Origin of the sequence: Pseudoalteromonas sp. SG41-1 (assembly GCF_014164575.1) — a bacterium.
Classification (GTDB): domain Bacteria; phylum Pseudomonadota; class Gammaproteobacteria; order Enterobacterales; family Alteromonadaceae; genus Pseudoalteromonas; species Pseudoalteromonas rhizosphaerae.
Window position 1 is genome coordinate 210514 of record NZ_JACJFL010000003.1, and the last position, 18067, is coordinate 228580.

Genomic DNA, 18067 nt, shown 5'->3' on the forward strand with positions numbered 1-18067 from the left:
ATAATCCTACTTATAGCTTTTACGTAAACGATACGCTAAACGAGACACTGCCAACGGCAAGTTCAATCCTAATATCTGTGTACTGTTTTGCACAAATTCGGCCAATGCATTTTGCGCACTCTGATATGAATCAAAATCCATTCCAGCAATGAGTTGTTGTTTTAATTGTTCGCTTAAAAATAAACAAAAGACGCGAACACGCTCTGTATCTTTACTGATAATATCAACTAACGCACTGAAATTATGGCCTTGTTTTAGCTCAGTTGCAAACTTATACAATTCATCGATTACTTCCAGCTGCTCATCTTGTTGCCAACGGGCAATCAATAATGGCTGCTGGGTAAACATTTTTAACCATGGATATGCAGGAACGTGCAGTTGGGAAATCCAATTCATAGCAACATTGGCGTCATTCACTTTTACTTGTGTAAGCGCGCAGCGACTTAAAATAGTGGCCGGTAATTGCGTTGTCGCACTCGTTGTTAGTAACAAAAATCGCTGTGGGCTGGGCTCTTCTAACGTTTTAAGTAAGGCATTGGCCGCCGCTGTGGTCATTTTATGGCAATCATTGATCACCACCACTTTATTGGCATTTTGCGCCGCTGATTGATGCATGAAATCGCTGACACTGCGAATATCATCCACACCAATGCTTTGTCCATCAGCTTGCACTACATATTTGTCAGGATGAGTAACCGCTTGATTTAAATGGCAGCTCTTACAATGCCCACAAGGGACTAAGTTAGTTGCAGACAAGCACAATAATGCATTAGCCAGCTGCTCCACTAAGGCGCGCTTACCAACACCTTGTTGACCATTAAATAATTGTCCATGGTGAAAACGCCCAGCATTAAAACTGGCTGCTAATTGCTGCTCAACATTGCTAAGCCAAGGATAAATCATGTTAATTGTTACTTTTCATAAATTGTTCAAGCACGGTAATAATATCTTGATGTACTAATTGCATACTTTGACCTGCATTGACTGTTTTAATAGTGTCATCACTATTTGCGAGTTCTAAATAGCGTGCGCGGGTACGTTCAAAAAAACTCAATGCTTGTTGTTCTATACGATCCAGTTCACCGCGTCCTTTCGCACGGGCAAGGCCCACCGCAGGTTCAATGTCCAAATAAATGGTCAGATCTGGTTTTAAACCTTTTAATACAATATTGGCGAGAGAATCTAACGTAGTAGCGGCAATTTCACGTCCGCCGCCTTGGTAAGCCTGCGATGATAGATCGTGACGATCGCCTAATACCCATTGTCCTTTAGCAAGTGCTGGACGAATAACATTATGTAGCAGTTGCGAACGGGCTGCATACATCAGCAGTAATTCTGTTTCGCTGGCAATCTGTTCGACATGGTTATCTTTTACAATAGTGCGCAGTGCTTCAGCGATGGGTGTGCCGCCGGGCTCGCGTACATTAATAAAATCAACTTTGTGCTGCTCTAAAAACTGTTGGCAAATTGCTATAGCTGTCGATTTACCGGCCCCTTCTAAGCCTTCAATCACAATAAATTTTGCTGCTGTCATGATCTCTCTTTTTAGTTTGAAAAAGCATTAATCGGCTTTCTCGTTTTATATTCTTTACTCTGATTTGCTTAACTGTTTTTGATAACGTAAGTAATCTTGTACTGCTTTGTTATGTTCTTTTAAGGTTTTAGAAAATTGATGGCTACCATCGCCTTTGGCAACAAAATAAAGGTACTCAGACTCAGGTGGATTGACTGCTGCAAGTATTGCCGCTTTTGACGGCATAGCAATCGGCGTAGGCGGTAAGCCATTAATTTTATATGTATTATACGGAGTATGATTAGTTAAATCTTTACGTTTTATATCACCATCAAAGTCAGCACCAATGCCATAAATCACGGTTGGATCAGTTTGCAAGCGCATTTTTGTATTTAGTCTATTAGTAAATACAGAGGCTATTAATGGCCGTTCGCTGGCAAGGCCTGTTTCTTTTTCAATAATTGAGGCCATAATCAATGCTTCGTAGGCCGTTTTAAACGGTAAATCAGCAGCCCTGTTTTGCCAAGCCTCATCAAGTACATTTTGCATTATTTTATGCGCTCGTTTGAGCACTGAGCTTGTCGTATCATTAGCATGATAATAATAGGTATCAGGAAATAACCACCCTTCTAAATGCTGCTCAGAGCCGACTATTTGCTGAGATAACTCACCAAGACTTAAATCTTGACGAAGGTACTGGGCTTTACTTATTGCCGCTAACACGTCACGAAGTGACTGACCTTCAATAATTGTAAAACTAAAGCTTACTTGTTTACCTTGATTGATTTGCCGAATGTTATCAAGCACCGTGGCGTTATTAAGTTGATATAAACCAGCTTTTAAATCCGTCAGCGTCGGATCGAGTTTCGCGAGTATCTGATAACGTAAGCACCCATCTAACCATTTTTTAGCTTGCCACTGTTGGCAGAGTTGATTAAACCCCGTGCCTTTTTTAACTTCAAACAACGTATTCGCTGGCGCTTTTAAACTACTGTTAATAGTAGCTTGCAACTGTTGATAACCAACTCCAGTTACCAATAATGCTAGCAACACAATCGATATAATCACTCTTAACACGCAGACTCCTTGGTAAATAAACCATGCAATAATACTAAACTGTTTGCTAACTCAAACTGCATACCATCAATCGCTGTAACAGGCACAATTCCCATTAAGCTATTACAACTAAATACTGCCTCCATTTGCAGCAATTGTTCTAGCTTAATATCAGTAAATTCAATGGTTAACTTATCACACAGTGATTGCAGATAAACCCCTTGAATGCCACAGTTTTGCAAACTTGGACTAAAAACTCGACCATTTTTAATAGCAAAAATATTTGCCGCAGAGGTTTCAATCACATTATTGTGATAATCACACACCAGTGCATCATCACAATCTTGCCCTTGCATGGCGCGTTTGATCATTACTTGCTCTAAACGATTTAACGTTTTCAAACCAGCAAGCAGTGGTTGCGATGCAAGTTGCACAGGACTAATAGCGAGTTTAATACCTTGTTGTGCTAATTGAGCGTAGTGTGAAGGAAACGGTAATAGCGACAGTACAATCAATAAATTGCTTTGTTCAGGAAGGCCATAACCACGCCCTCCTTCACCACGTGTAACCACTATTTTTAACACGCCCAGCGAAACCGTCTTAATATACTCAGCGATTGCTTGCTGCAGTGCCGATAAATCCAGCTCACCAAAACTAAGTCGCTGCGCGCATTCAACTAATCGTGCCCTGTGAAGTGGCCAATGCTCTACTTGAGCATCAACTATTTTTGCCGTTGTAAAAAAGCCATCGCCATAATTAAAGCCGCGATCATTGCTACTTATACTAACGCCTTGCTGTGGCGTGACTAATTTTATTGTTTGCGCTATGTGAGTTTTTTGTTTAGGCATATTTTGCATATAAAAAAGCCCAGTAACAACTGGGCTCTTATTTTGTCTCGTTGTTAAAAAGATTATACCTTTTTAAATACCAACGAGCCATTAGTACCACCAAAACCAAATGAGTTACATAATGCGTAATCAAGTTTCGCATCACGAGCCGTGTGTGGAACGTAGTCCAGATCACAGCCTTCATCAGGGTTATCAAGATTAATTGTTGGTGTTACTTTTTGATCTTGTAACGACAAAATAGTGATAATTGATTCAACAGAGCCTGCTGCACCGAGTAAATGACCCATCATAGATTTTGATGAACTCACCATCACATCTTTGGCAGCATTACCAAAAATTGACTTAACCGCAGAGGTTTCTGCTTTATCGCCAGCGTTAGTCGATGTACCGTGAGCATTAATATAACCCACTTGATCTGCATTGATTTGCGCATCGTTTAAAGCATTTTCCATTGCCAAGGCTGCACCGGCACCATCTTCCGGTGGCGACGTCATGTGATAAGCGTCGCCGCTCATACCAAAACCAACCAACTCAGAGTAGATTTTTGCACCTCGGGCTTTCGCATGCTCGTATTCTTCAAGTACGATAACACCTGCACCATCAGCAAGTACAAAGCCATCACGGTCTTTGTCCCATGGACGAGATGCAGCTTGCGGATCGTCGTTTCGGGTTGATAACGCACGTGCAGCGTTAAACCCCCCCATACCAATTGGCGTTGAGGCTTTCTCTGCACCACCGGCAACCATCGCATCAGCATCGCCATAAGCAATCATGCGCGCAGCGTGACCAATGTTGTGTAAACCTGTTGTACAGGCTGTCACGATAGAGATATTTGGACCACGTAGACCGTGCATAATCGATAAATGACCAGAGATCATATTGATAATGGTCGACGGCACGTAAAAAGGAGAAAGCTTACGTGGGCCACTGTTTAATAACTTTATGTGGTTTTCTTCAATAAGTGTTAAACCACCAATGCCCGAACCCACAGCAACACCAACGCGGGCTGCGTTTTGCTCTGTGATCTCAAGGCCAGAATCTTGTAGTGCTTGTACACCTGCTGCAATGCCATACTGGATGAACAAATCCATTTTTTTAGCATCTTTTGCCGGCATATAGGCTGACGCATCAAAATCATTCAGCAAACCAGCGAACTTGGTGCCAAAACTAGATGTATCAAAATGAGTGATAGTTTGGATACCACTTTTGCCATTTAACAAGCCTTGCCAGGTTGATTCAACATCATTACCTAGCGGCGTCAACATTCCTAAGCCAGTTACGACGACTCGACGTTTAGCCACGGTTTGCCTCCAATAAGGGAATTATTATTTTTCTGGTGGGTATTAATACCCAAATGCGTGGAAATACAGGGTATAGATAGATTAAGGGCAGCGAACGCTGCCCTTAATATGCGATTGATTACTCAGCGTGAGCCGTTACGTAATCGATTGCAGCTTGTACTGTAGTGATCTTTTCAGCTTCTTCATCTGGGATCTCAGTATCGAACTCTTCTTCAAGAGCCATTACTAATTCAACAGTATCAAGTGAATCTGCGCCTAAGTCATCAACGAAAGAAGCTTCATGCTTTACTTCTTCTTCTTTAACACCTAGTTGCTCAATGATGATTTTCTTTACGCGTTCTTGGATGTCGCTCATTCTTCTTTCCTTTATTAAAAACGCCAATGCGTTATTTTCAGATTGCGGCGTAGTTTACGGCGCATAATTCTGTGATTCAAGGATTTGCTGATAATTTTTTATCTGGTCAAACCTCTTGACGGTTATTTGTGTCTTTTATCGCTTATTTTCAGCACGAATTCAAGTATGTTTAAAGCAAGTTAACAAAAAATTCAACATTTTTCGACAAGCCGCCTCAAAACAAAATAGGAACAAAGTTCCTTACACCATGTACATCGCACCATTTACGTGCAAAGTTTCGCCTGAAACATACGCTGCTGCATCAGATGCTAAGTAACATACTGCGGCGGCAATTTCATCCGGTTGGCCTAAACGCCCAGCAGGAACATTAGCAAGCGTAGCTGCTTTTTGCTCGTCAGTTAAGCTGTCGGTCATATCTGTTTGAATAAAACCAGGAGCAACTACGTTGACTGTAATACCACGAGAAGCAACTTCACGCGCTAACGACTTAGAAAAACCAATTACACCCGCTTTAGCTGCTGCGTAGTTAGCTTGCCCTGCATTACCCATTGTACCAACAACTGAACCTATATTGATAATTCGACCGTTTTTCTTTTTCATCATCGGGCGTAACACTGCTTTAGATAAACGAAAAACTGAGCTCAAGTTAGTATCAATGATATCGTCCCACTCTGCATCTTTCATACGCATAAGTAAGTTATCGCGGGTAATACCGGCATTATTTACTAATACGTCGATATCGCCTAAATCGGCTTTTATCGCAGCAAGTGTCGCCTCGATCGACGCAGGATCAGTTACGTTTAACGCATAACCTTTACCATTCTCGCCTAAGTATTCGCTGATATTTGCAGCACCGGACTCGCTGGTTGCAGTACCGGCAACTTTAGCACCTTGTGCTACCAATGTAGTGGCGATTGCTTTACCAATACCGCGACTAGCGCCTGTAATTAGGACAACTTTGCCCTCTAACGAAAATAAATTTGCCATTTTTTCCTACTCTTATTTTGCTTCGTCAATGGCAGTTTGGCTATTCACCGAACCACATACCATTGCTTTATCAATGCGTTTAGCAAGACCCGTTAACACCTTCCCAGGACCAAACTCGTAGCTTTGGGTAATGCCCTGCGCTACCAATGCTTGTACTGTTTCTGTCCATCGTACTGGACTGTATAGTTGACGCACTAATGCATCTTTAATAGCGTCCGCTGAACTTGCAGCTGTTACATCAACATTATTAATTACATCACACTTAGGTGTATTAAATGTTAAAGCAGCTAAATCTTTTGCTAATTTTTCTGCCGCTGGTTTCATTAGTTCACAATGTGAAGGTACGCTTACCGATAAAGGCAATGCACGTTTTGCACCGGCTTCTTTACACGCTTCTGATGCTCTGTCTACTGCGGCTTTATGACCTGCAATCACAACTTGACCCGGTGAGTTATAGTTTACTGGTGCAACCACTTCACCTTGTGCTGATGCCAAGCACGCGGCTTTAATTTCGTCATCACCTAAACCAATGATCGCAGCCATTGAACCCACGCCTGCTGGCACAGCTTCTTGCATATATAAACCACGGTTTTCAACCAATTTTACAGCTTCGCCTAAGCTCAACACATCAGCACATACCAGCGCTGAGTATTCACCTAAACTGTGACCTGCCATCGTTACGTCTGCATCTGGATTTGCAGCAAGCCATTGGCGGTAAATTGCCACCGATGCTGTTAATAATGCCGGTTGCGTACGATGGGTTTGATTTAATTCTTGTTCTGGACCATTAAGTACTAATGCAGCCAAATCATAACCAAGTGCCGCTGATGCTTGCGCGAACGTCGCTTTAACAATATCAGATTGCTCTAATAGTTCACTTAACATACCCACAGATTGTGAGCCTTGACCCGGAAAAACAAGTGCAATTTTTTGTGCCATACTTTGCTCTTTTAATTAAACAAATAAATAAATTTTTAAGTACGCACCTGACATAGTAATTAATCGTCAGTTGCGACTTTTTTAGTTGAATGTGTTTGCTCGAAGATAGCTGCAATTTTTTCAGGAAGTTGACGTTCCACCTCTCTAGCAGCTTCGTCGATAGCAGCATGAAATGCTTTAGCTGAGGCATTTCCATGGCTTTTTACGACAATACCGCGCAATCCTACCAGAGAAGCGCCGTTATACTGGTCGGGGTTCACCCGTTTATAGAGTTTTTTTATTACTGGCTGTAACATAAATGCTAAACATTTATAGAAAAAGTGCTTTTGCAGTGCTTTGGTAAGCTTAAACATAATCAGCTTGGCAATCCCTTCACAGGTTTTCAAAGCCACATTGCCCACAAAACCTTCACAGACGATCACATCTGATTTACCAGTAAAAATATCACTACCTTCGCTGTAACCAGTATAATTGAGGTAGCTACATTGTTGCATCAGTTGTGCAGCTTGTTTGATATCTTCATGGCCCTTAATGTCTTCGGAGCCAATATTTAATAAACTCACTTTTGGACTATCACAGCCCAGTGCCTGCCCTGCGACAACCGAACCCATAATGCCAAATTGATATAAGGTTTGTGCATCACAATGCACGTTCGCACCTAAATCAAGTAAGTAAACCGGATTTTTTCGCTCAGTTGGCACAGCCGAGATCAATGCAGGACGTTTTACGCCTGGCAACATTTTCAGCACATAGTGAGCCATAAATAATAATGCACCGGTATTTCCGGCACTAACGCACGCTTGTGCCTCACCTGATTTAACTAAATCAAGGGCAACGCGCATTGAGGAATCTTTTTTAGATCGCACAGCAGAAGACGGTTCACAGCTATTGGTGACTACTTGACTACAATGACGAATTATTAAACGAGGATGAGATAGAGAATCGAGAGACTCGAGTTCTTTAGATATTACTTGTTCGTTGCCACATAAGATCAATCTTAGGTTGGCATTTGCATTTACCGCGTTAACGGCTGCGGGGATAGATGAACGGGGGCCATAATCGCCCCCCATCATATCTAACGCAATTGTTAGATTGGTCAGCATAAAAGCAATCTCTTATTTAGAAATTACTTGAACGCCTTTGTAGTAACCATCTGCAGTCACATGGTGACGACGATGAGTCTCACCAGATGTTTGGTCTACAGTTAAAGTTGGACCACTGATCGCATCGTGTGAACGGCGCATGCCGCGTCTTGCACGAGACTTTTTGCTTTTTTGTACAGCCATAGTCTTCTCCTAAGAATCTTTCTTAAGTTGTTTCAAAATATCAAATGGATTTGGTTTATCATCTTCCGCTTTTAAAACACCAAAGCTGGCAGGCTTTGCTGAATAACTGCATGAAGCTTCGTTGTGGGTAGCAACTAATGGCACTGCTAAAATTAGTTCGTCTTCGATTAAATCAAAAACGTTAACTTCACCATTTTCATCAAGCGCTACTTCATCGTAGTCTTCTGGAAAAATCTCTAACTCTGTATCCTCACCGACTGGTGAATAAACAAAGTCTTGAACCAAATCCAACCCTAAATCACCATTACAACGTTGACAAGTGACAGTAACATGTGTGGACAAATTGCCTCTAATCACAGCGAAACCTTGATCATCGTTTTTGCAATGAATTTTTACCGCTATTTCACCTACTTCTTCCTGCACAACTTCCCGTAAACGGGTAAGTTTTTCAAGCGGTACAATGCCGTCATACTTTAAACGGTGTTGCGCTGCCTTGCCTGGATGAAGAGTGATGGGAATTTTCACCTTTTGCATAGGGGCTGCATCATATAGATAGTTACTTGGTTAGTCAAAGTAAAAAACCAATTTTAGCTGGTTTTTCGCGATTCATTTCTTTGTTTTGCCAACGGATCTGATTTATCCTAACTCAATCTAATTTTCATTAGGAAAACAATCCATGCAGCACCCGCTTATTTTAGCCTCAAGTTCACCCTTTCGTCAGTCTTTATTGCAAAAATTTAATCTGCCGTTCGACAGTTTTTCACCTGATATTGACGAATCAGCACTACCCAATGAAGCCCCTGTTGAACTTGTAAAACGCTTAAGTGAACTCAAAGCACGCGCAGCCACTGCCCTTTTTAAACAAGGCTTAGTAATTGGCTCTGATCAAGTTGCCGTATTTGAGCAACAAATCTTAGGTAAACCACACAACAAAGAAAATGCCATTAAACAACTGAGTTTATTTAGCGGTAATACAGTCACATTTCTAACGGGCTTATGTGTTTATGATATTCAAAGCAATAAAACAAAAACCCTAGTTGAACCCTTTAATGTTACATTTAGAACACTGGCACAAGCACAAATATCTGCTTACTGTGACGCAGAGCAACCCTACAATTGTGCAGGCAGCTTTAAAAGCGAAGGCTTAGGTATTTGTTTATTTGAAAAGCTTAGCGGTGATGACCCTAATAGCTTGATTGGTTTACCACTTATCAAACTCAGCCAATTATTGACTGAGTTTGATCTGGATGTGTTAAGTAATCAAGACTAACTATTTATTCACTACGACTTAAACTAAACGCGCAGCTAGTTGCTGATACGAATCAACTGTCGCAATCGGTGTAAACTCGTTTAGCTGCTGGGCGTTATGCACCCCCATAGTTACACCTAAACGGTCAATATTGGCCGCTTTTGCCATCGCCATATCTATTTTAGTGTCGCCAATCATCAGCGCATCATCATGGCTAATATTGAGTTCATCCAGCAGTTGCAACAACATATCAGGAGCTGGTTTTGACAATGCATCATCACTGGTGCGGGTCGCTACAAAGTAATCCCGTAACTGTGTTTCATCCAGCAAGCGTTCAAGGCCGACTCGGCTTTTTCCGGTAGCAACAGCTAACAATACGCCACGGTTTTTTAATGCCGCTAAAGTCTGTTCTACATCAGCAAATAAAGGCGTAGGCGTGTTATCAAGATGTTTATACTGATGCTTATAACCGGCGATTAAATCAGCGTGTAAATGGCTCTGCTGAGGAAATAACACCGTCACGGCCTGCTCAAGTGATAAACCAATGATATTTTTAACCGCCTCGTCAGTGGGGCAAACTACACCACAGACTCTCGCGGATTGATGCATACAGTTAACTATTTTAGCCACCGAATCCATCACCGTGCCATCCCAATCAAATATAACTAATTTATAGGGTTTCACGGTTTTGCGGCACGTAACGTTTTAATACAATTAGCCAGCGCTTTATCAAGCGGCGCTTCTACTCGCATAGTAGTTTCATTTTTTGGATGATAAAAACTCAAATCGTGCGCATGTAAAAATAATCGCCCTAATCCCACTTTACGCATCGCCGCATCAAATGCTTGGTTGCCATATTTATCATCACAAGCAATTGCATGACCTTTACATTGTGTATGCACACGAATTTGGTGAGTACGACCGGTTACTGGTGATGCCTGCACTAACGAACATTCAGCAAAGCGCTCCAGTACTTTAAAACGAGTATGTGAAGGTTTACCTTCAACGTTATCCACACGTACTACTCGTTCACCTGATTGTAGGGTGTTTTTACGCAGCCCTTCGGTGACATTTTTAGTTTTAGAATCCCATTGCCCATCAACCAATGCCCAGTAATTCTTTTCCATGGTTTTTTCACGTAACTGTTCATGCAAGCTGGTCAACACTGAACGACGTTTCGAGATTAACAAACAGCCTGATGTATCACGGTCTAAACGATGTACAAGCTCTAAACTGCGCTCATCTGGGCGCAATACGCGCAATGCTTCAATTAAACCATAACTGAGCCCACTGCCGCCATGCACAGCCATGCCTGATGGTTTGTTAATGACGATAAGGTATTTATCTTCAAATAAAATAGCCTCTTCAAGTTTGGTCACTACATCAAGATTTTTAGGCACAAACTCTTCACGTTCAGCTATTTGTATTGGTGGAATACGAACGATGTCATCGAGTTGTAATTTATACACAGGTTTGATGCGTTTTTTATTAACCCGCACTTCCCCTTTGCGAAGAATTCGATACACAGCGCTTTTAGGCACCCCTTTTAAATGAGTAATAAGAAAGTTATCAATCCGTTGACCTAAATGGTCTTCGGTAATCGTGACGAAAGATACTTGTAAGCCGGTTTTTTCTGACATTGCCTAATCACTGATTTAAGTAAAATAATTTTAGTTGCTAACACAGTTATAATAATGGGATAATCACCGTCGCAAATATATATTTGCAAATAACAACGGTGCTTTTTAACACATTAAAACATTCGTGATGCACATTCTGGGTAATTGATCATACAGATCCTAGATAAGTTTTCCAAAGCTTTTATACATACCCAGTTTACACGTGCCTTCAATTAACTCCGATGCGTGTAATATATCGCCAGTTAAGTTTGAGCATGAAGTGTTATTTAATGTTGATGAAAAAAGCAATTTGAACAGATAATTTGTCTGATCGTGACGGCGTACAATACGCCGTTCAGCAGATGTGTTGTAACCGTACAAGTTAATTTAATTAATGGTCGACTCTGGACAGAACTCGAATACGTCACTGTAAAAAAACAGCCGATAGTTTTGGCACCATAATAGAATTTAATAACGTGACAACACGTTATTGTCAGCCAGCACCATAAAGATACTTAGAGTACGGATACAGTACCAAGCTCCCCCACAGACCCAGTCGTGAGATTGTACAAAAAGAAGCGATGGGAGCAACTGAACAGGCGAAAAGTTTCGTCATGTCAGAGACATAACACAGTAGAGTAACAATATGAAACGTATGCTAATCAATGCGACGCAGCAAGAAGAAATGCGCGTAGCACTGGTTGATGGCCAGCGCCTGTATGATTTAGATATCGAAAGCCCGGGTCACGAACAAAAAAAAGCCAATATTTATAAAGGCAAAATCACTCGTATAGAACCGTCATTAGAAGCCGCCTTTGTTGATTACGGCGCTGATCGTCACGGATTCCTTCCTTTAAAAGAAATAGCCCGTACTTACTTCCCACAAGGTTATACTTTCCATGGTCGTCCGAATATTCGTGACGTGATCAAAGAAGGTCAAGAAGTTATTGTCCAAGTAGACAAAGAAGAACGCGGCCAAAAAGGCGCAGCCCTCACCACTTTTATTAGTGTTGCAGGTAGCTACTTAGTCTTAATGCCTAATAATCCTCGTGCTGGCGGTATTTCTCGTCGCATCGAAGGTGATGAACGCACTGAACTTAAAGAAGCTTTAAGTCGTTTAGAACTGCCTAAAGGCATGGGTTTAATCGTGCGTACTGCCGGTGTTGGTAAATCGTTTGAAGAACTAAACTACGATTTAAAAGCGCTGCTTGTTCATTGGGATGCGATTCAGCAAGCCTCTGATGGCGGTAAAGCACCGTTCTTAATTCATCAAGAAAGCAACGTGATTTTCCGTGCGATTCGCGATTATTTACGCCGTGACATCGGTGAGATCCTAATTGATAAAGCCCGTGTATTTGAAGAGGCTAAAGCGCACATTGAGCGTTTTCGCCCTGACTTCATGAGCCGTGTAAAACTTTATCAAGGTGAAGTGCCTCTTTTTACTCATTATCAAATCGAAAGCCAAATTGAGTCTGCGTTTCAACGTGAAGTACGCTTACCTTCTGGTGGTTCAATTGTTATTGACCCAACTGAAGCACTTACTTCTATTGATATCAACTCATCTAAAGCCACTAAAGGCGGCGATATCGAAGAAACTGCGCTTAATACCAACTTAGAAGCTGCAGACGAAATTGCTCGCCAATTACGTTTACGCGACTTAGGTGGCTTAATCGTTATCGACTTCATTGATATGACACCACCGCGCCATCAACGTGAAGTAGAAAATCGCTTAAAAGATGCTGTTCGTCCAGATCGTGCCCGTGTACAAATTGGTAAAATTTCGCGTTTTGGCTTACTTGAAATGTCGCGTCAGCGCCTACGCCCTTCATTAGGTGAAGCGAGCCAAGGCCCATGCCCACGTTGTAGTGGTCAAGGTACTATTCGTTCAAACGAGTCGATTGCATTGTCAATCCTACGTTTAATCGAAGAAGAAGCGATTAAAGACAATACCTCACAAGTTAATGCCCAAGTACCTGTAGCGGTTGCCTCATATCTGTTAAATGAGCAACGCCGTAGCGTGCATCGCATCGAAAAACGTCATAACTGTGATGTGGTGATCATTCCAAATCAACATATGGATACACCACATTATGAAGTAATGCGTTTGCGTAAAGATGAAACAATTGAAGCAGCAAGCTACGAGCAAATCACATTACCTGAACAAGAAGTGTATGAAACATCAAAAACACCAACGGTCGCGGTACGTGAAGAGCCGGTGTTAAAAGGCGTAGTTATGCCATCGACACCAGCACCACAAGCTCAGGCTCAAGCAGCCCCAGCAGCGGCACCACAAAGTGTTGCAGCCCAGCCGCAGGTAAGTTTATTTACTACCATCAGCAATTGGTTTAAGGCTTTATTTGCAACGCCTGCTGAGCAAACAGAAAGTAAAGAGCAACAGCAGCAAAAAACAGCGAGTGAATCTCGTAATAATCCACGTCGTAACAATGACGGTGATACACGTCGTCGTAATAACCAACGTCGTCGTAACAATAATTCACGCACTAAACCGCAAAGCGAGCGTACAGAAAGCGTAGCTGAAGAAACGCCAGCAGTTGAAAACACGCAAAACAACGAGCAACAGGAAAGAAACGATAACCGTAACAAACGTCGTCGCAATCCTAACTCACGTAAGCGTAACGATAACAGCAAAGTAGTAGCAGAAAAAACCGAAGCAAAAGCTGACGTAAAAGACGTTGCACCAAGCCAAGATGTCGTTGTTGAAGCAACGGAGCAAAAACCTAAGGTTCGTCGTCAGCGCCGTAACTTACGTAAAAAAGTTCGCCTACAAGATGAAAATGCACAACCGGCTACAACCAACAATGACGCAGAGCTACAAGCTACGCCTGTTGTTGATGACAAGCCAGCTAAGCCAGTTGTAACTCAAACTGAAGAAGTTAAAGCACCGGTTGAGACTACTGCTGTTGAAACAACGGCTGTTGAAGCGCCTGAGCAAAAAGCTGAACAGACGGCACCAAACGAGCAAGAGACAGTAACATCGACTGATGAAGAGCAAGGCCAAACGCGTACGCGTTCACGCCGTTCTCCACGTCATTTACGTGCTGCTGGGCAACGCCGTCGTCGTCCTGAGGGTGAAGAAGCTACGCCAACGCAAGGTACACAACCACCAGCATTTATTCCAGTTGCAGATCAAGCCGCTGCTGAATATGAAGCTGAGTTAAAAGCCAAGCAAAATAAGCAAGCTGCAGAAGTAGTTGAAGAAAAACCTGCCGTTGCTGAATCAGCTCCGGAAGTGGTTGAACAAGCACCTGTTGCTGCTGAACCGACTCCAGAAGCGGTTGAACAAGCACCTGTTGCTGCTGAACCTACTGAAGAAGTGGTTGAACAAGCACCTGTTGCTGCTGAAGCAACTGAAGAAGTGGTTGAACAAGCGCCTGTTGCTGCTGAAGCAACTGAAGAAGTGGTTGAACAAGCGCCAGTTGCTGCTGAAGCAACTGAAGAAGTGGTTGAACAAGCACCTGTTGCTGCTGAAGCAACTGAATAAGTGGTTGAGCAAGCACCAGTTGCTGCTGAACCGACTGAAGAAGTGGTTGAACAAGCACCAGTTGCTGCTGAACCTACTGAAGAAGTGGTTGAACAAGCGCCAGTTGCTGCTGAACCTACTGAAGAAGTGGTTGAACAAGCGCCTGTTGCTGTAGAACCTACTGAAGAAGTGGTTGAACAAGCGCCTGTTGCTGTAGAACCAACTGAAGAAGTGGTTGAACAAGCGCCTGTTGCTGTAGAACCTACTCCAGAAGTGGTTGAACAAGCACCAGTTGCTGTAGAACCAACTCCAGAAGTGGTTGAACAAGCGCATGTTGCTGCTGAACCTACTCCAGAAGTAGTTGTTGAGGAAGCACCAATGGCAGAGACTAAGCCTACTGCAAAACCTGTAGCACACACTAAAACAGTGATCACTTCAGGTAAAGCAAGTGCGCCAATGGCACAACCTACTGCTGTTGCAGATAGCGAAGTCGCCCATACGCCAAAAGCGATGGCACACGACAAACGTGACGCTATTCCAGATAGCGGCTTACGTGCCGGTTCTATCAAACCAGCTGGTCGCGCGAATGCTGCAATGACTAAAACCATGAGTGTTGACTAACACTTTTGGTTTAGCTTAAAAGCACACTAAAAAGCCGCGTAAATGAAAATTAACGCGGCTTTTTTAATAGCAGTTTTAAGGTTAAAGAGAACGATTTACTAGGCTCTAGCTAAAGCAAACTAGCCTAAGCAGAGATATTAGATAAATAGTGATGGAAAAACAAACAGCACATTGCACTTGTTATTTATAAAAAGCGCATGAAGGGTAATGCTATATTTATCCTTGTTTTAGCATATACTCATGCAGCAATTCAGGAAACTTTTCTTGCGGTGGAAACTTACAAAAACTGTGCTCTGCCCCCGTACTCGCCCACTCAAGTTTTTCATCAGTGTAAGTTTCAATGAATGGTTTGTAGGTGCGAGAGTCATCTAGCATTGTTGAGCGAACATTTACAAAATCATCCAAACCTTCTAGGTGGGTAAATAACCAGCTCATACAATGTCCACAAAAAAGTGCTGCGTACTACTGTCATGCAGCCCGCCAATAACAGGCGCTCCAGATGTAATAGAAAAGGCAGCTCGTTGAAATAATGAGCTTAAGCTAAATGCGCTAGACGTCATTTTCTGACAACCAGTGCAATGACAAGCCATAGTGATCATTGGCTTTGCGCTAACTTCAAACTTTACCTGTCCACAACGACAATGGCCTTTTGTTTTATGAGATGTACTGTCCATTATAATCTTCCTTTAAGTTCAATTTTATCAACGCCGATGCTACGTTGAATGTATCACAAATAACCTTAGCACATGCTACAGGGTTTGATTGCGCTATAAAATGTCCGCCTTCAATCTCAACTTGGCTGAAGCTGGAACACATTGACGCTAAGTACTTCACCGCACTCGCGCTTACCAGTAAATCTCTACTAGGGCGAATATAAGTCACTGGGCAATCTAACTCGCACTGTTTGAAAGGCCAGCTATGTTGCCTAATCTTAATTTGAGTTTACGTTTATTCGCTGTTTGCAGCGAAGCAAATACGGGATAAACCAACGTTTGGCCACCCGTTAAACTAAAACCAAACAGATAAAGTAGCTTTTTACTTAAATAATTTGCTGACAGTAAGCTAACAGGTAAAAAGCCTGCCAACTTAGATAACAAAGAAGGCGCTGAGATAAAGCTGGCCAAAAATACGATGCCTTTCACACGACTGCCAAGTAGCTTATAAAGCTCACAAGCCACCGGCCCAGAATAAGACTCCGCGACAATATAAATATCAGTATCTTTAAAACGCTTTGCTATTTCTGCCGCTTGTTTAGCATAAACAAGCCTTCAAGTGATTCATATGAGATCACTTCAGTATTTATATTTTCAGGCAAGTTTTTTGTCAATTTAGCAAACAGACGGCCAGTACCATCAAGGCCAGGAAGCAGTATAATTTTCATATTTAAATTCAGCACCCAACGTTAGCATTCAAATACTTGAACTTTGATTTTGGCCAAGTGCTTTTGTGCTCAAAAATCATGAGCAAGAAATATGAAAAGTGTAAAAACAATTTAGCTTTGCTCATAAACACCTAGACTCGTTAAATTATACAGTAACTAATTGATTATCTAAAACGATGGCAAGTCGAAGGCTCATATTATTAGGGATGTTTGTTATTTTTTCTTTTCTTGTATTGCGGTGCCAACTGAAAGACCAATGCCAGCGCCAACAGCAATGCCAATAGCTAAACTAAAATGTAATATGTTAAATATTACACCAATAACCACACCGATAGCAGAGCCAACTCCACACCCTATTGCCATATATACACCTAAGGTTTTATTTGCTGATTTACCTTCCTTTTTATTACTCATATCAGTCCTTAAATCATCACAGCTATATCGGCTTATCTAAAAGTCTAAAAAATGACTCGATTTGATTTATTTTCATTTGTAAACTAAACACAGCCTAGTTACTATTTTGGTTAAATTATTTGTAAGCACATAGCTAACTATACCGTCTCATCGCTTACTGCAGCGGCAAATCATGTAAATCAATTCCCTGCATTTATTAGTCTTTAATTCTTTTCAATAATTCAATTACTTCTTGCACCACCCTATCTGGTTCATCATTTTGAGGATAATGATAGCTCTTATCTGTTAATACAGCTTTACCTTGTGGAAAAGACTCAGCCGAAGTTGAATGCAATTCGCCCCAAATTTTTCGGCCTTCATCGGTAAAAAAGAGTAATGGCGGATTTTTATACTTTTTCACGGATGCAATAACGGTTACTGGAATATCTGGGATCTGTGGATAATCTGGCAATGGTCTTTTCCCCCAAAAGTCCAGATACTGGTTGGACATACCATTAGCCATATCGCCTAATTTCACTTGTGCTATTTCTTTCTCAGCTTTTGCAAGATCAATTTGGCGCATGATATCAACATCATGCTCCGAAGCAGGCTCAATCAGCATGAGGGCTGAAACCCACTCAGGGTAAGTTGCAGCGAATCGTCTTGCGATATAAGCACCATATGAATGAGCAATATAGACGATTGGTTTTTCAACGTGTAACGCTTCAAGTAGCATGAGAACTTCGTTTGCATACTCTTCCGAGCTGTAGTTTTTTCTCAATTGCGTAGAACCGCCGTTACCAATTTTTAAATAACGAATGATGCGGGCTTCCTTTGCAAGCTTTTCAAAAACCGGCTCCCAATCAAATAACCCCGCAGAGCCACCAGCCTCTAAAAATAGAGTATGCTTGCCACTCCACGCGATTTCGTACTCAATATCATAGCCATTAACCTTAATAAAATTAGGCTTGGCAAACACACTTGCCGTGACAAAAAACAGCAAAACATTAATCCAAATTTCACTTTTCCTCCTTAACG

Annotated in this window: 19 protein-coding genes and 1 pseudogene; 2 read left to right on the forward strand and 18 right to left on the reverse strand. The window is 41.9% G+C overall.

Annotated elements, in window-relative coordinates:
• Nucleotides 1-6: 6 nt before the first annotated feature.
• The 11 genes from holB to yceD form a co-directional block, all read right to left on the reverse strand.
• On the reverse strand, nt 7-903 hold the full coding sequence (gene holB, locus H5203_RS04060) for a DNA polymerase III subunit delta' (protein ID WP_149982363.1): 897 nt from the start codon (nt 901-903) through the stop codon (nt 7-9).
• A gap of 1 nt (nt 904) precedes the next feature.
• Nucleotides 905-1534, reverse strand: a complete 630-nt coding sequence (gene tmk, locus H5203_RS04065; protein WP_149982364.1) for a dTMP kinase — start codon at nt 1532-1534, stop codon at nt 905-907.
• 54 nt (nt 1535-1588) lie between these two features.
• Entirely contained in the window at nt 1589-2590 is a 1002-nt protein-coding gene (mltG, locus tag H5203_RS04070; RefSeq protein WP_149982365.1) for an endolytic transglycosylase MltG, read from the reverse strand.
• Nucleotides 2584-3426: an aminodeoxychorismate lyase gene (gene pabC / locus H5203_RS04075; protein ID WP_259401903.1), complete on the reverse strand. Its 843-nt coding sequence runs from the start codon at nt 3424-3426 to the stop codon at nt 2584-2586. Before pabC ends, mltG begins: the two co-directional genes overlap by 7 nt.
• Before the next feature lie 53 nt (nt 3427-3479).
• The gene (fabF, locus tag H5203_RS04080; protein ID WP_149982366.1) at nt 3480-4718 is read right to left on the reverse strand and encodes a beta-ketoacyl-ACP synthase II; all 1239 of its coding nucleotides are present in this window, start codon (nt 4716-4718) and stop codon (nt 3480-3482) included.
• Between the two features lie 118 nt (nt 4719-4836).
• Nucleotides 4837-5073, reverse strand: a complete 237-nt coding sequence (gene acpP / locus H5203_RS04085) for an acyl carrier protein (RefSeq protein ID WP_016707440.1) — start codon at nt 5071-5073, stop codon at nt 4837-4839.
• Nucleotides 5074-5313: 240 nt separating this feature from the next.
• Nucleotides 5314-6060 carry a 3-oxoacyl-ACP reductase FabG gene (gene fabG, locus H5203_RS04090; RefSeq protein WP_145233587.1) on the reverse strand — a complete coding sequence of 249 codons (747 nt, stop codon included), beginning with the start codon at nt 6058-6060 and terminating at the stop codon, nt 5314-5316.
• 12 nt (nt 6061-6072) lie between these two features.
• Nucleotides 6073-6999, reverse strand: a complete 927-nt coding sequence (gene fabD, locus H5203_RS04095) for an ACP S-malonyltransferase (RefSeq protein WP_145233586.1) — start codon at nt 6997-6999, stop codon at nt 6073-6075.
• Between the two features lie 59 nt (nt 7000-7058).
• Complete coding sequence (plsX, locus tag H5203_RS04100) at nt 7059-8102, reverse strand: phosphate acyltransferase PlsX (RefSeq protein WP_145233585.1); 1044 nt, start codon at nt 8100-8102, stop codon at nt 7059-7061.
• A 12-nt stretch (nt 8103-8114) separates the two neighbouring features.
• Entirely contained in the window at nt 8115-8285 is a 171-nt protein-coding gene (gene rpmF, locus H5203_RS04105; RefSeq protein WP_002962381.1) for a 50S ribosomal protein L32, read from the reverse strand.
• Nucleotides 8286-8294: 9 nt separating this feature from the next.
• Nucleotides 8295-8819, reverse strand: coding sequence for a 23S rRNA accumulation protein YceD (yceD, locus tag H5203_RS04110; protein ID WP_145233584.1), 525 nt, complete (start codon nt 8817-8819; stop codon nt 8295-8297).
• Between the two features lie 142 nt (nt 8820-8961).
• On the opposite strand from yceD, the gene H5203_RS04115 reads away from it, so the two are divergent.
• Nucleotides 8962-9555 (forward strand): nucleoside triphosphate pyrophosphatase, encoded by a 594-nt coding sequence (locus tag H5203_RS04115; RefSeq protein WP_182819408.1) that lies wholly within the window; start codon nt 8962-8964, stop codon nt 9553-9555.
• Between the two features lie 18 nt (nt 9556-9573).
• Here the strand turns inward: H5203_RS04115 and H5203_RS04120 are convergent, their stop codons facing one another.
• Together H5203_RS04120 and rluC are read right to left on the reverse strand one after the other, a co-directional pair.
• The gene (locus tag H5203_RS04120; RefSeq protein ID WP_145233582.1) at nt 9574-10218 is read right to left on the reverse strand and encodes an HAD-IA family hydrolase; all 645 of its coding nucleotides are present in this window, start codon (nt 10216-10218) and stop codon (nt 9574-9576) included.
• Nucleotides 10215-11174: a 23S rRNA pseudouridine(955/2504/2580) synthase RluC gene (gene rluC, locus H5203_RS04125; protein ID WP_145233581.1), complete on the reverse strand. Its 960-nt coding sequence runs from the start codon at nt 11172-11174 to the stop codon at nt 10215-10217. The genes H5203_RS04120 and rluC overlap by 4 nt, the downstream gene beginning before the upstream one ends.
• A gap of 625 nt (nt 11175-11799) precedes the next feature.
• Between rluC and rne the strand changes: the two are divergent.
• Nucleotides 11800-15255 (forward strand): annotated as a pseudogene (rne, locus tag H5203_RS04130) (ribonuclease E).
• Nucleotides 15256-15471: 216 nt separating this feature from the next.
• Here the strand turns inward: rne and H5203_RS22795 are convergent.
• From H5203_RS22795 to H5203_RS04150, 5 genes are all read right to left on the reverse strand, one after another.
• Nucleotides 15472-15690: a GFA family protein gene (locus tag H5203_RS22795; protein WP_259401904.1), complete on the reverse strand. Its 219-nt coding sequence runs from the start codon at nt 15688-15690 to the stop codon at nt 15472-15474.
• Nucleotides 15687-15929, reverse strand: coding sequence for a GFA family protein (locus H5203_RS22800; protein WP_259401905.1), 243 nt, complete (start codon nt 15927-15929; stop codon nt 15687-15689). Before H5203_RS22800 ends, H5203_RS22795 begins: the two co-directional genes overlap by 4 nt.
• A 216-nt stretch (nt 15930-16145) precedes the next feature.
• Complete coding sequence (locus H5203_RS04140; protein ID WP_182819409.1) at nt 16146-16397, reverse strand: hypothetical protein; 252 nt, start codon at nt 16395-16397, stop codon at nt 16146-16148.
• Between the two features lie 452 nt (nt 16398-16849).
• Nucleotides 16850-17050, reverse strand: coding sequence for a hypothetical protein (locus H5203_RS04145; RefSeq protein ID WP_182757732.1), 201 nt, complete (start codon nt 17048-17050; stop codon nt 16850-16852).
• Between the two features lie 196 nt (nt 17051-17246).
• Nucleotides 17247-18032, reverse strand: a complete 786-nt coding sequence (locus H5203_RS04150; RefSeq protein ID WP_220495280.1) for an alpha/beta fold hydrolase — start codon at nt 18030-18032, stop codon at nt 17247-17249.
• Between the last annotated feature and the right edge of the window lie 35 nt (nt 18033-18067).